10 protein-coding genes and 2 pseudogenes are annotated in these 13154 nt (G+C 62.1%); 2 read left to right on the forward strand and 10 right to left on the reverse strand.

The genetic code is table 11. The annotated features are described in order from the left end of the window. Window positions 1–476 (reverse strand): FAD-dependent oxidoreductase (locus SO156_RS16725; RefSeq protein ID WP_498535561.1); only part of this gene is annotated, 476 nt, incomplete at its 3' end. A gap of 76 nt (window positions 477–552) precedes the next feature. Between SO156_RS16725 and SO156_RS16730 the strand changes: the two genes are divergently transcribed. Then, a complete protein-coding gene (locus SO156_RS16730; RefSeq protein ID WP_498535562.1) occupies window positions 553–1560 on the forward strand; it encodes a GlxA family transcriptional regulator in 1008 nt (335 codons plus the stop codon). Here the strand turns inward: SO156_RS16730 and SO156_RS16735 are convergent. The 9 genes and pseudogenes from SO156_RS16735 to SO156_RS16775 all read right to left on the reverse strand — a co-directional run. After that, window positions 1547–1822, reverse strand: a pseudogene (locus tag SO156_RS16735) (hypothetical protein); the annotation flags it as partial. The gene SO156_RS16730 and the pseudogene SO156_RS16735 sit on opposite strands and share 14 nt — an antisense overlap. 36 nt (window positions 1823–1858) lie before the next feature. After that, the gene (gene lhpI / locus SO156_RS16740; protein ID WP_498535563.1) at window positions 1859–2827 is read right to left on the reverse strand and encodes a bifunctional Delta(1)-pyrroline-2-carboxylate/Delta(1)-piperideine-2-carboxylate reductase; all 969 of its coding nucleotides are present in this window, start codon (window positions 2825–2827) and stop codon (window positions 1859–1861) included. A gap of 111 nt (window positions 2828–2938) precedes the next feature. Next, window positions 2939–4018, reverse strand: a complete 1080-nt coding sequence (gene leuB / locus SO156_RS16745; RefSeq protein WP_498535564.1) for a 3-isopropylmalate dehydrogenase — start codon at window positions 4016–4018, stop codon at window positions 2939–2941. 47 nt (window positions 4019–4065) lie between these two features. Next, the gene (gene leuD, locus SO156_RS16750) at window positions 4066–4650 is read right to left on the reverse strand and encodes a 3-isopropylmalate dehydratase small subunit (RefSeq protein ID WP_498535565.1); all 585 of its coding nucleotides are present in this window, start codon (window positions 4648–4650) and stop codon (window positions 4066–4068) included. A 2-nt stretch (window positions 4651–4652) separates the two neighbouring features. Beyond that, the gene (gene leuC, locus SO156_RS16755) at window positions 4653–6044 is read right to left on the reverse strand and encodes a 3-isopropylmalate dehydratase large subunit (protein WP_498535628.1); all 1392 of its coding nucleotides are present in this window, start codon (window positions 6042–6044) and stop codon (window positions 4653–4655) included. A 115-nt stretch (window positions 6045–6159) separates the two neighbouring features. Next, complete coding sequence (locus SO156_RS16760) at window positions 6160–7104, reverse strand: LysR family transcriptional regulator (RefSeq protein ID WP_498535566.1); 945 nt, start codon at window positions 7102–7104, stop codon at window positions 6160–6162. A gap of 23 nt (window positions 7105–7127) precedes the next feature. Further along, a complete protein-coding gene (locus SO156_RS16765; RefSeq protein WP_498535567.1) occupies window positions 7128–8873 on the reverse strand; it encodes a putative 2-aminoethylphosphonate ABC transporter permease subunit in 1746 nt (581 codons plus the stop codon). Beyond that, a complete protein-coding gene (locus SO156_RS16770) occupies window positions 8866–9957 on the reverse strand; it encodes a putative 2-aminoethylphosphonate ABC transporter ATP-binding protein (protein ID WP_498535568.1) in 1092 nt (363 codons plus the stop codon). The genes SO156_RS16765 and SO156_RS16770 overlap by 8 nt, the downstream gene beginning before the upstream one ends. A gap of 109 nt (window positions 9958–10066) precedes the next feature. Further along, window positions 10067–11101: a putative 2-aminoethylphosphonate ABC transporter substrate-binding protein gene (locus tag SO156_RS16775; RefSeq protein WP_498535569.1), complete on the reverse strand. Its 1035-nt coding sequence runs from the start codon at window positions 11099–11101 to the stop codon at window positions 10067–10069. Between the two features lie 1483 nt (window positions 11102–12584). Here SO156_RS16775 and SO156_RS16780 point away from each other — a divergent pair. Further along, window positions 12585–12924, forward strand: a pseudogene (locus tag SO156_RS16780) (hypothetical protein). Window positions 12925–13154: the final 230 nt, after the last annotated feature.

The raw sequence follows: 13154 nt of genomic DNA on the forward strand, positions 1-13154 counted from the left end.
AGGAAGGGCACCATTGCGCGCACCTGTGCGCGATCAAGGAGCTCGGCGTCGACCCCAGCGAGGCGCATCGCGTTGCCACGGCGAGCGAAGGCGTCACGCTGAGCGTCCGAATGAAAGAGATTGAGAACGCCGCGCTGGCTGACCATCGCGTTGTAGTTCAGGTCCTGCTCAAGCCCCTCCCAGAGCTTCATCGACAATTCGTAAAAAGGAGTGTTTCCAGGCAGGAGATAGTTCGAGCGGATAATTGTCGTATTGCGACCGACGTTGCCCGAGCCAATATATCCCTTCTCGACCACCGCTACATTGCTGATGCCGTATCGGCTGGCGAGATAATGCGCAGTTGCGAGACCATGGCCACCTCCGCCGACAATCAACACGTCGTATTCGGGTTTCGGCGCAGCGTCGCGCCAGGTCGGCTGCCAGCCGCTATGGCCCTTGAAGGTCTGGGCGATGAGAGAGAAGACGGAATAGCGCATCGGCGGGTCCGAAATGGTGGCGGCAAGCGGAAGTCCCGCTTGTCCGATACAGATTGAACGACATAGTCTCGGCGGCATGACCGCCAGCGACTCACGATTGCCTGAAAGCGACACCCGTCAGCAGCCGACGGCTCATGTCGGCTTCCTGCTCATCCCCGAATTCGCCATGTTGCCCTATGTGTCAGTCATTGAACCGCTGCGTGCGGCAAATCGCCTGTCGGGCCGCCCGCTCTATCGCTGGAGCCATATCTCAATCGACGGTGAACCGGCGGCAGCCTCGAATGGCGTGCGGATCCACACGGAATATCGCGTCGGGACGAACGAGCATTTCGACCACGTCTTCGTCTGCGCTGGCGGCAACCCAGCTCTGTTCCGACATGCCCCGACCTTCGCTTGGCTGAGGCAGCTCGCCCGGCGCGGCGTCACGATAGGTGGGGTATCAGGCGGGCCCTACATTCTCGCACGAGCAAAGGTACTGACCGGCTACCGCTTCACCATTCATTGGGAGCATGCACCCGCGTTCGTCGAAGACTATCCAGAACTCGATCTGCGACGCTCACTCTACGAGATCGACCGTGATCGCTTGACGTCAAGCGGAGGCACCGCGCCACTCGATATGATGCATGCAGTCATTGCTCACGAGCACGGGAGTGAATTGGCGGTGGCGGTTAGCGAATGGTTCCTGCAGACTCATGTTCGCGAAGGGACCGGCCCTCAGCGAATGCCATTGCGAGAACGCCTTGGCATCGCGCACGCGCCGCTGCTGCGCGTGATCGGCCGGATGGAGCAAACCATCGAAAATCCGGTGCAGCGACAGGAATTAGCACGCCTTGCCGACGTATCGCTTCGACACCTCGAGCGACTTTTCCGCCAGCATCTTGGTTGCTCGCTAGGCGAGCACTATCTTGCCTTAAGGCTCGATCGCGCTCGCGATCTGGTCCGGCAAACCAGTCTTTCTGTACTTGAGATCGCAATGGCCTGCGGCTTTACCAGCGCGAGTCATTTTTCTCGCACTTATCGTGCGCGCTTCGGCCAAGCACCACGCACTGAGCGGCTGCGCGAAGAACCCGTCAGGCGCCGGTGACGCGCAAATCGCACTCGACTGCCCGCTCCAGATCCGCCTGCAGGTTCTTGCGCTCGAGGCCGACCTTCGGCGAGGACCGGTCCTGGTAACCGTCGGGGTTCACAGCCAGCGACAATCCTCGACGAGAAACTGCTGCAGCAATCGTGTTCGCGAGCAAGTAGGCGACGGTCATCGGGCCAACGCCGCCTGGCACGGGCGTTATGTGGCTGGCACGTTTGCTGGCTTCGGCGAACGCAACGTCCCCGACAAGTTTGGAAGTGCCGGTCGAATGAAGCGAGGCGCGCGAGCTCGGCTTCGATCAGCACCAGAGGCGCTGCGGCGGATCATCAGGGGGGATACCAACAAGGAGCGATGCGGCCGCAAGGTCTTCGATCGCAGTCCCGACCGACTTGAAGAGTGTGATCTCTTCCTTGTCGATACGGCCAGGCCGGGCCCCACAAGTTAGCTCGTGAAGGTCGCCACAGACCTGATGAGCTTGCCAGCAGCCGGCCGAGATGGGCTGGAGGAGATCACCAGCCTCGGCCAGTGCGCCGCCACAGGTGTCGACAAAAACGCGGCTACGGCAGACGGCCTCATCATCAGTCTCGCGCATTTTTGGCGTAAATGAACCGACGAAGTCGAGATGAGTTCCGCTCTTCAGATCTTGGCCCATGACCAGTGGCTGGGTCGATGTCGTGGCGCAGCTAACGATATCCGCCTGGGCTACCGCCCCCGACAGATCGGCGACACCCTGCGCCTCGAATCCTTGACGGGAGAATTCTGCTGCAAGTGTCGAAGCTCGCTCCGGGTTTCGACCCCAGACAAGCACCCGCCTGATCGGCCGCACGACCCGATGCGCAGCTGGCAGGCACGCGGCAACGCGGCCAGTCCCAACAACCAGCAGCGTATCGGCGTCTTCGCGAGAGAGATGTCGCGATGCGAGCGCGGATGCAGCCGCCGTACGACGATTGGTCAACGTCTCGCCGTCTATCATCGCGCACGGCTGACCGGTTACTCCATCGAGCAGAACATAGAGAGAGGACACCGCACCGAGGCCACGCGAAGCATTCCCGGGAAAGACCGTCACGAGTTTAACGCCCAGCACCTTTCCGCGCTGCCAGGCCGGCATCAGAAGCAGATGGCCAGGGGCGCCGGCCGCTCCGACCTCATGGCTTTGCCGGACCGGCATGGCCTCGCCGCCGCGTCGAAAGGTTTCGGACAGTGCATCGATCAGTCGCGGATAGTCGAGACCGGCCTCGACCTCGGCAGCGGAGAAAAAACGCAGCAAGATTCCCTCGTATTTCAATTCTGCGGTCGGGCAAGCCGTCCGACGGAAGCCGGGCCGATGGATACCGCGCCGGCCACTGCCGCTATTTCAATCAGACGCGGTCCGGGTCAGCTACGAACCAACAGAAAAAGCGCGCAGCACTCTGTCACCCATCTCCTCCGTACCAATTGCGGCTTCGCCGGATGAGGCAATGTCGAATGTGCGGTAGCCCTCTGCCAAGGTCTTGCGCACTGCGCTTTCTACGGCAGCAGCGGCATTCTCGTGGCCAAAGCTCAGCCTCAACATCATCGCGACTGAAAGGATGGCCGCCAGCGGGTTCGCGATGTCCTTACCAGCGATGTCAGGAGCGCAACCATGTACGGGCTCGAACAAGCCCTTGCCGGACGCGTTGAGAGAGGCCGAGGGCAGCATACCGATGGACCCGACGAGCATCGACGCCTCGTCGGAGAGAATGTCACCAAACAGATTGGCGGTGACAATGACGTCGAACGCCTTGGGCGTGCGCACCAGCGCCATCGCCGCTGCATCAATATAGAGGTGGCTCAGTTCAACGTCCGGATACTCGCTGCCAACATCGGTCACGATTTCCCGCCAGAGCTCCATCGTCTCAAGCACATTGGCCTTGTCCACTGAACAGAGCTTCCCGTGGCGAGCCCGAGCTGCGCGGAAGCCGGCATGAGCGATCCGGCGAATCTCGGCTTCCGTATAGCTCATCGTGTTGACGCCACGGCGCGAACCGTCGGGCAAAATCTCGATACCGCGGGGCTCACCAAAATAGAGATCACTAGTCAGCTCGCGCAGGATCGTCAGATCTACACCGTCGACGACCTCCGGTTTGAATGTCGTGGCGCCGACGAGTTCTGGCCACGTGACGACTGGTCGGAAATTGGCGAAGAGATCGAGTTCGCGGCGCAGCGTCAGCAATGCGTCGCCAGGACGCAGGCCGCGCGGCAGCGTCTCGTACTGGAAGCCGCCCTCGGCGCCGAACAGGATGGCATCAGCTTCCCGCGCAAGCGTGAGCGTGTCTGCCGGCAGTGGGTGACCGTGCGCTTCATAAGCGCACCCTCCGATCAGTGCTTCTTTCAGTTCGATAGCGAGGCCATAATGTTCCGCGACGGCTCGCAGGACCTTGACGCCTTGACGCGTTACTTCGGGCCCAACGCCGTCGCCGGGCAGGACTGCAACCTTCATGGATATCTCCGATGTGCCAGTGAAAAGGACGGGAGCGGACTGCGCCGTCACTCCCGTTCGATCTCGAAATCGCTGACCCGGCCCAGCAATGTCAGCGTGTAGTCGATCTCGTCGAGCCCGGCGAGGAGACAGGTCCTGCCGAATGGATCGACCGAGAATGGGTGCGCGGTGCCGTCGACCTCGATCACCAGTTCGGCTTCAAGATCGACCGTAAGCGGGCGGCCGGGAGAGGCCGCGAGGCTCGCGCGCAGCGCCCACGCCGCCTCCTCCGGCAGCGTGATGGGCAGAAGGCCGTTCTTGAGGCAGTTGGTCTGGAAGATGTCACCAAAGCTGACGGCAATGACGCTGCGGATACCGAAATCGGCAAGCGTGTGGACGGCCTGCTCGCGCGATGAGCCGCAGCCGAAATTGCGGTCTCCCACGAGAATCGCCGGTTGCCGGAAGCCGGGTTGGTTGAGCACGAACTCGGTGCGCGGCTTTCCAGTGGAGTCGAAGCGCTGGTCGTGAAAGCAGTACTGTCCGTAGTCGACGCGACGTTTGTGCATGAAGCGGGCCGGGAGGATCTGGTCCGTGTCGATATCGGTTCCCTCAATGGGAGCGGCCACGGCCGTGATGCGGGTAAAGGGCTCCATGCTCATGCTCCGCCCAGTTCGCGGACATCGACGATGCGACCGGCGACGGCGGCGGCAGCAGCCATCGGCGGGCTCATGAGATGCGTACGGGAGCCCCGCCCCTGCCGTCCGACAAAGTTGCGATTGGTGGTGGAAGCGCAACGCTCGCCTTCAGCGAGCATGTCGCCGTTGATGGCGAGACACATCGAGCAGCCAGCATGGCGCCACTCGCAGCCGGCGTCGAGGAAGATGCGGTCGAGCCCTTCAGCTTCGGCCTGCGCCTTCACCTGCCCGGATCCGGGCACGACCAGCGTCGGCACTGCCGTGCGTCGCCCTTGCAGCACGGAAGCGGCCATGCGCAGGTCCTCGATGCGGCCATTGGTGCAGGAGCCGATAAAGACGCGGTCGACTGGCAGTCCTTCCAGAGCCGTGCCGGCGTCTAGTCCCATATAAGCGAGGCCCTTCTCGATCCGGGCTCGCTTCTGAGGATCGACGATACCGCGAGGATCCGGCACCCGGCCGGTGATCGGCCCCGCATCTTCGGGGCTCGTGCCCCAGGAGACCATCGGCGCGAACTCGGCGGCCTCGAGCGCGACCTCGTGATCGAAGACCGCGTCCGCCTCGCTTGCCAGCGCTGTCCAGCGAGCGACCATATTCTCCCATTGCGCTCCCTTCGGCACGAAGGGGCGGCTCTTGAGATAGGCGAAGGTCGCAGCGTCGGGCGCCACCATCCCGGCCCGCGCGCCGGCCTCAATCGACATGTTGCACAGGGTCATGCGGCCTTCCATTGTGAGGCCGCGAATGGTGTTGCCGGCATATTCGATGACATGGCCGGCCGCGCCCGCAACGCCGATATGGGCGATGATGCCCATGACGACATCCTTGGCGACCACGCCCGGCCCGGGCGAACCGCTCACCGTCACGCGCATGGTGCGCGGCTTGCGCTGCCAGAGCGTCTGCGTGGCGAAGACATGGCTGACCTCGGCGGCGCCGATGCCGAAGCCGAGCGCGCCGAGCGCGCCATGGGTCGACGTGTGGCTATCCCCGCAGACGATCGTCATGCCCGGCTGGCTCAGCCCCTGCTCTGGCCCAACGACATGGACGATGCCCTGCCTGGGATCGTCGAGTGAAAAAAGAAAGATCCCGTTCTCCGCCGTGAAGCGGACGAGTTCCTCGATCAGTCCGCGGCGCTCGGCATCGACCGTATCGGCAAGGCTGCGGCCGCGGGTCGAAACATAGTGATCCGGCATGGCGAAGGTCAGATCGGGCCGGCGAACCTTGAGCCCCTTGCGCCGCAAGGTCTCGAAGGCCTCGAGCGGCAGATCGTCGCCAACATAGTGCCGATCGATATAGAGGAGCGTCTGCCCGTCCGGCCGCTCGTAGACCGTATGGCGGTCCCAGATCTTCTCGAACATCGTCCCGGACACGACGCACGCTCCCAGTCAAGCGAAGCCTGAAGCGGCTTCGCCCTTGGGATAGAAAGCCGGAACGGCGGGCGGAAGTCGTCGTTCGCCAAGCGAGCGGCGTGGCTCACGATGCTTGAGCGGCCTCGAGCAGATGGCGAAGCAGCAGGCGAGTCGCTACCGGGATCTCGGCATCGTTGCGCACGCAAATCTTGTGCTCGCGAACCGCCCAGTCCTCCTCCAACGCGACGATCGCGATATCCATTACGGGACCGAGCTTGGCCGCCAGTCGGTCGGGGATGATGCCGAGCCCGAGCCCGGCCTCCACCATGCGGCAGACGGCATCAAAGCCACCAACCCGGACGCGCGAACGCGGGATGTTGCCGAGCTCACCGGCGTTCTTCAGCAAGAGGGTCTGGATCGAGCTGCGCGGCTCCTGCTCGATCAGGTCATAGCCGAGTAACTCGGCGAAACCAACACCATCCCGTTTTGCCAGAGTGTGTCCGGCCGGCACAACTACGACGAGCCTGTCCTTGAAACAGGAATGAACCACGAGTTCGCCGGTGGGCAGATCACCGGAGAAGATGCCGATGTCGGCGCTGTTGTCCATGACTGCCTGGATATTCATCGGGCTGAGATTGGACTGCAGTTCGACACGCACCTGCGGATAGCGCTCCGCGAATCCCGCGAGTTGCTCTGGGATGAAACCGAATAGCGTCGATTCATTTGCCCAGATCCGAACCTGCCCGCGTGTGCCTGCCGAGAAATCAACGAGCTCGGCCTCCAGCTCCGCCAGATTGCGCATGATGAGCCGCGCATGCTGGAAGAGCGCCTGACCGGCGGCTGTCGGCTCGATGCCCTGGCGATGGCGGAGCAGCAGCTCCGTGCGCAGAGCCTGCTCGAGATCCCCGATGCGCTTGCTGACGGCGGAGGCGGCAATACCCTCGCGATCTGCAGCGCGCGCAATGCTGCGCTCCTCGACGATTGCGACGAAGAGCCTCAGCGTCAGAAGGTCGATGCGGGAGCTGACATTGATCCGGATCGGCTCCGGAGCTCCCGTGTATTGCCGCATCGCGGGTCCCGGGGTTCGCACTGTCAAGCCACCGATGAAGCATGTCCAACGTCGTCGATCAAGTCTCCCTCGCCGCGCTGGCGCCAGGCCTGGGTCCGAGCGACGATCACCGAGGTCAGGAACAACTGGATGAGCTTTACCGCCGCTGCCGTCAGCAGGATCATCAAAGCCATAGCGGCAGCAGCGGCCGTATCGCCTGTGTCGTCCATCTCGACCACCGCGACGGAGGCCAGCTTGGTTGCGGGGGCATAGAGGAAGACGACCGCGCCGATCGTGGTCATGGCGTTGAGGAAGAAATAGGTCGCGATGTCGATGACCGTCGGCGTGCAGATCGGCAGCGTGACCCGCGCGAAGGTTCGCCAGAAGGCAACGCCGAGGGCCGCCGCCGCCTCCTCGATCTCATTGTCGATCTGCTTCAGCGCCGTCACTGCCATCAGATGCGGCACGGTATAATAATGCGCAACCGACGCCATCACGAGGATCGACAGGCCGCCATAGACGCCATTCAGCGGGTTCGCCGCGCTGTTGAAGAAGAAGATGTAGCCGAGGCCTAGCACGAGTCCCGGAACGGCGAGCGGCAGCGTCGCAAGGCCGCGGTAAAGCGCGCGTGGCAGCGCGTGCCCCGGACCCTTCTCGACCAGATAGGCACCACCGAAGGCGCAGACCGTGCCGATCAGCGCAGTCAGCGCCGCCATCTTCAGACTGTTGGCATAGGACGACCAGCCGGCGGCGTCATAGGATGCGAAATCGTAGTTCTTCAACGTAAGGCTGAGATCGTAGGGCCAGAAGGACACGAAGGAAGCGAACGAGGCGGTACCGACGAGCAAAAGGATGAACGCCGCGATCACGCTCGCAGCCGCCAGCATGGCGAGGTCGAAGGCACGGCGAGGCGTAGGTACCAGGACGACGGCACGTGCCCCCAGCATCGATGTTTGCCGGCGGCGGACGTAGAGGTCGACACCGAAGGACAGAACCGCCGGCAATAGCAGCAGCACGCCGACAACGGCGCCCATGCGGAAGTTCTGCTGGCCGATGACCTGCTTGTAGATGTCGATCGAAAGGACGTTGAACTGCCCGCCGATCACCTTTGCCACGCCGAAATCGGTGACGGCGATGGTGAAGACGACGAAGACGGTGCTGATCAACCCGAAACGTGCGCCCGGCAGCGTGATCGTGCGGAACATGCGAGAGCGCGATGCGCCGAGCGTCTCGGCCGCCTCGTAGAGGCGCGCATCCGAGAGAGCGAGCGCTGTGACAAGGATCATCAGCGCGTGCGGGAAACAGTAAAATACCTGCGCCGAGACGATACCAGACAGCCCATAAATCGAGCCGCCGCCGAGGAGACCCTTGAGAAGGCCCTGGTTGCCAAAAAGATAGATGAGCGCGATCGCCGGCAGCAGCGAGGGCGAGAGGATCGGCAGAAGCCCGATACCGCGAAACAACGGCTTCAAGGGCATGCAGCTACGCGAGAGCGCATAAGCGTAGAGAAAAGCCAGCGACGCCGTAATCGCCGTCGTCAGCAGGCCGAGCAGCAGGCTGTTGCCGATCGAGCGCGTGAGCGAGGGATTGGCGAGGTAGTCCCGGAAATTGGCGAGGCCGACAAAGGCGCCGTTCTGATCCCCGAGACTTTTGCCGAGGATGGCGCCAACTGGCAACAGCACCAACACGACCAACACCAAGAGCAAGATAGCTGTCAGGATAAGCCGCAGCACGGACTCGGAAAGCAGGGGCGGCCGACGCCGACGGTCTCGCGCGATGGTGTCACGCATCGGCGGCGACCGGTAGCACTTGCAGGCACACGGGATCGAGCGCCACCGACACTGCGGCTCCCGGCCCGATCGCGAGTTCACGCATCTGGCGGGCAGCAACCTCCGCCGTGAGTTCCACGCCGCCCCAGGCCGGTACAACGAGGCGCAGGCGGGTGAAAGCACCGAGAAATTCCACGGCAATTACTAACGCGGATGCGCCGTTGATGGCGTGTGTCCGCGCCAGAGCCGAGAGCTGGACATCTTCGGGCCGAACACAGAGTTTGGCCGCGCCATCCCGGTCACCTAACGCAAGTTCAAGCGTAGCCGACGCATCTTGCGGCATGAACCGCATGCCGGATATTCGTCCCGACAACACGTTCATCTTTCCGACGAAACCCGCCACGAAGAGCGACGCGGGATGGCTGTAGATCTCGGCGGCCGTTCCAACCTGCTCGACGGTGCCGTGGTTCATCACCACGATACGGTCGGCCATGGAGAGCGCTTCCTCCTGATCGTGCGTAACCATGATGGTGGTAATGCCGAGCCGTCGCTGCAAGTCCTTGATCTGCTCGCGCAGATGGACGCGGACCTTGGCGTCGAGGGCGCTCAACGGCTCGTCAAGAAGGAGCAGCTTCGGGCTCGGCGCGAGCGCGCGCGCCAGAGCGACGCGCTGCTGCTGTCCCCCTGAAAGTTGTGACGGATACTTGCCGGCGGTGTCCGGCAGACCGACCATATCAAGCAAGTCCGCGACACGCGCGTTGGCAGCCTGCCCTCTCGCCGTCAGGCCGTAGGCAATGTTCTGGCGAACGGTGAGGTTCGGAAAGAGTGCATAAGACTGGAACAGGATGCCGAAGCCGCGCTCGGCTGCCGAGAGCTCCGACATATTGCGCCCGTCATGAATGATCGCGCCGACGCTCGGCTGTTCCAGACCGGTGATGATACGCAGCAGCGTCGACTTTCCACAGCCCGAAGGCCCGAGGAAGCTCACGAACTCGCCCTCATGTATCTCGAGGTCGATCGCCTTCAATGCGGCATGGCGGCCGAAGGTCTTGCCCAGGCCGCGGATCGTGAGCAGCGGCGCGCTTTGGCCCGAAGAAGAAACCATTGGGATCCGGATGACATCAGATGGCCCAGCGCGCTTTTAACTCATGCGCGCCGGGCAAACAGGAGGAGAACTGGTGGTGACGGCTCCGTCGCCCCTCGCGTCGAGGGTTTTAATTGCTCTTCGGCTCGGACTTGCCGTCGTAACGCTTGACCCATTCGGCGGTCAGCGCCTCGCGGTCGAGCGCGCTCGCCGTCAAGTCCTGATCGGCCATGGCCGCTTCCGCGCCTAACGGGTAGGCCTTAGGCGTTGGAAACTCGCCAGGATAGGCCACGATCGCCATGAACTTGTTGTACTGGTCGTTGGCCTCCTTGCTCACAGAGAAATCGGCGAGCGCCTGCGCAGCCTTGAGTTTCTTCGTGCCCCTGATGATGGCGGTAGCCTCGATGTCCCAGCCGGTCTTGTCCTTGGGCAAAATGATGTCGATGGGCGCGCCCTTGGCCTTCAGCTGCGGTGAGGTGATATCGGTCGAGATACCGATCACGTACTCACCGGTCGCTGCCATCTTGCAAGGCTTCGAGCCGGAATGGGTATAGAGCGCGATGTTCTCGTGCAGTCCGTCCATGAAGGACCATGCCTTGTCGCCCATCGACTGCTTCCAGTGATTGATGGCCATGTAACCCGTGTGGCTCGAAGCCGGGTTGGGCATGGTGATTTGGCCTTTGTAAACGGGCTTGGCAAGATCAGCCCATGTCTCCGGCGCCGGAATGTTGCGCTTCTTCGCCTCGACCGTGTTGAAGCAGATCAGGCTCATCCAGGTGTCCATGCCGGTCCAGGACGGCGGGTTCTTGCTATCGCGGAAGCGGGGCTTCAGCTTCTCGTACTCCTTTGGCGCATAAGGCTCGAGCATGCCAAGCTTTTCGAGACTGACGAGGTGCATCAGCGGCACGCCCCAGACGGCATCGGCACGCGGGTTATCTTTCTCGGCAAGCAGGCGCGCAAGTATGATACCCGGACTGTCGCGCAGCCAGGAAATCTCGACGTCGGGATGGGCCTTTTCGAAGGCCGCCTTGTACGGAGCGAGCTGCTCCTTCTCCAGCGCGGTATAAACGGTGATGGTTTCCTTGGCGGTTTGGGCAACCGCAACGGAAGCAGTGCCTGCCAGCACAAACCCGGCGAGAACACCGAGTAGCCAGCGCCGATCCACCCGACAGCGCTCCGAAAGTGTAAAATGTTTTGTCATGGTTCCCCGCTCAATGCGCTCCCTGGCACCCAGGAACGCTAGGCCCTGCATCGCAAGGTGGGAATGCTCGATGCGGAAATCGTCCATCGCGAAACACGATGGTGCTCGGGACGCCTCGCGGAAAACGCGCAGACGAATTGACCCGCAGGACTTTCTTGATCTCCCGGCGAGACCTTGTTTCCCGAGCTGATGGCAGAACTTGACGACATCAGGCAGACCATCGTCACCGGGCTCGTCTTTCGGCGCGACCATAAGCACCGGAGGTCGCCTACCGAGCGGCCATGGATCACAGCCAGGCAGGATCTTCGCTACCTGCGGGAGGTCGTGAAAAAGATCGTTCGCGCCGCCGGTCTGCGGGAAGAACGTCACCTCGTTCCGCCACGGCGGTTTTACCGAGGGGGCAGACAGCGATCTAACGGACGCTGAGCTCAGAGCCGCAGGCCGCCACCGGTCATCGCGGCAGCTGCCGACCTATGCGAAACGCACACGGAAACAGCTAATTTCGGGCACGAAGAAGCGGCGAGAACAAAGAACAAAGGCAGCCGGTTTGTCGGAATAGCCACGAACCGCCCGTCGGAATGACGACCGCGAAAGACCCATAAGCTATTGAAAAGCTTGGTGGGCGCACCAGGGCTCGAACCTGGGACCCGCTGATTAAGAGACAGCCACGGGTTCAGAACAATCAATGACTTACTGGTCGCACCACTGGGCTTATCTGACCGAAAATGGGCATTCGTCGCACGATCATAGTCGTTGCGATGCCTGATAACTGAACACGCGCACACTCTGACTTTCGGGGGTCAACTGCGACTACAAGGTCATCGATCAATAGGTTCAAATCGGGGAGGCGCAACCACCGATACCAACATTCGATTCAAGTCGCGATCTGACGAGTGCAGCCCCTTCGCCCCGAACGTAGTGAACGTCTTCTAAGTTGTTGATTTTTCTCACCGTGGCCTTCCGTCCCGTTTTGTTCACGGTCATTCACCCAATTCGTTGCGATATTGTTGCGCGCCCCGCCGCAAGAACAGCTTTCCTTCGGCTTCGATGGCATTGAGGAAGTGCGGCTTGTGCTAGAGCGCCTCGGCTTCCTCCCGTCGTCTATGCGAGAGGCCCGACAGCTTCACCTGGCGAAATTTCGCTTAGGCCTGGAGGCCCAGCCGTGGCTCACCTCAGAGATATCCAAAGTTGACCTGCACGCGGCGAAGATCCCCACACCTGAAGGGGCGCCCCAGTTTCGTTAGGAGGCATTCGCCCGTACTCGCTGCCGGGAGGCGCGCCGTCGCTCGCGGCGTTCGCGACACCGGCTCCTCTCGACCGCGAATTGCAGGGGCACCCCTGACGAATGGGACTGGCCCCAGCGTATTCTCTGCCGCGGCAGGCCGTGCTTCCATAAGCGCTCACCGTCCTGAAGATTTTGGTGAGCCATCCCGGCGGTTTCGCCGTGATGGCCGATCTCAAGCGCGACATGGCGATTTTGGCCAACCAGCGGCAGCGACTGGACCGAGCGTACCAAACGCCTAGCTTCTCGTGTACCGGTTCTGAATATCTTTTCTCAAGGTCTAGTTGAGCGCCTGAACGGTGGGTGGCGGATCACCGATAAAGGGCGGCGTCACGATCCACCACGGCCAGCCGGGGAAAGCGAAGAGCCGCCGTGGTCCCAAGCGCGGGACAGAAGCCCCGCGCCAATGTCTCAATCGTCAAAATGCGAAGAACTCCACGCGAGCAAATCAAGCGCGCTACTCCCCACGGAACGGACCTCATTGAGACTGCCGCCACTTCGCTGATGGGCCAATAAACGACATCATTCGCTAATCTCGTCGGTAGTTCTTGTCGTCCGCAGCGAGTTCTTCCAGGTCGCGGTTGAAATGTCTGCCAAGGCGGGGATGAAGAGGGCCGAGGCGGTAAACTTCGCACGCAAGCTGCTTGTTCGTCGGACCTTTTATGGCAGCACCGAGTCGAGCTGGGCGCACGGGCTCTATACGCTCCTAGTAACGTACCACGTTTTGGAAGATCT

The sequence above is a fragment of the Bradyrhizobium sp. UFLA05-125 genome (assembly GCF_059803515.1).

Excerpts from the sequence above, each read along its gene's own strand:
- SO156_RS16730 (WP_498535562.1), top strand. The coding sequence starts at position 553 with ATGACCGCCAGCGACTCACGATTGCCTGAAAGCGACACCCGTCAGCAG.
- leuB (WP_498535564.1), bottom strand. The coding sequence starts at position 4,018 with ATGAAGGTTGCAGTCCTGCCCGGCGACGGCGTTGGGCCCGAAGTAACG.
- leuD (WP_498535565.1), bottom strand. The coding sequence starts at position 4,650 with ATGGAGCCCTTTACCCGCATCACGGCCGTGGCCGCTCCCATTGAGGGA.
- leuC (WP_498535628.1), bottom strand. The coding sequence starts at position 6,044 with ATGTTCGAGAAGATCTGGGACCGCCATACGGTCTACGAGCGGCCGGAC.
- SO156_RS16760 (WP_498535566.1), bottom strand. The coding sequence starts at position 7,104 with ATGCGGCAATACACGGGAGCTCCGGAGCCGATCCGGATCAATGTCAGC.
- SO156_RS16765 (WP_498535567.1), bottom strand. The coding sequence starts at position 8,873 with ATGCGTGACACCATCGCGCGAGACCGTCGGCGTCGGCCGCCCCTGCTT.
- SO156_RS16770 (WP_498535568.1), bottom strand. The coding sequence starts at position 9,957 with ATGGTTTCTTCTTCGGGCCAAAGCGCGCCGCTGCTCACGATCCGCGGC.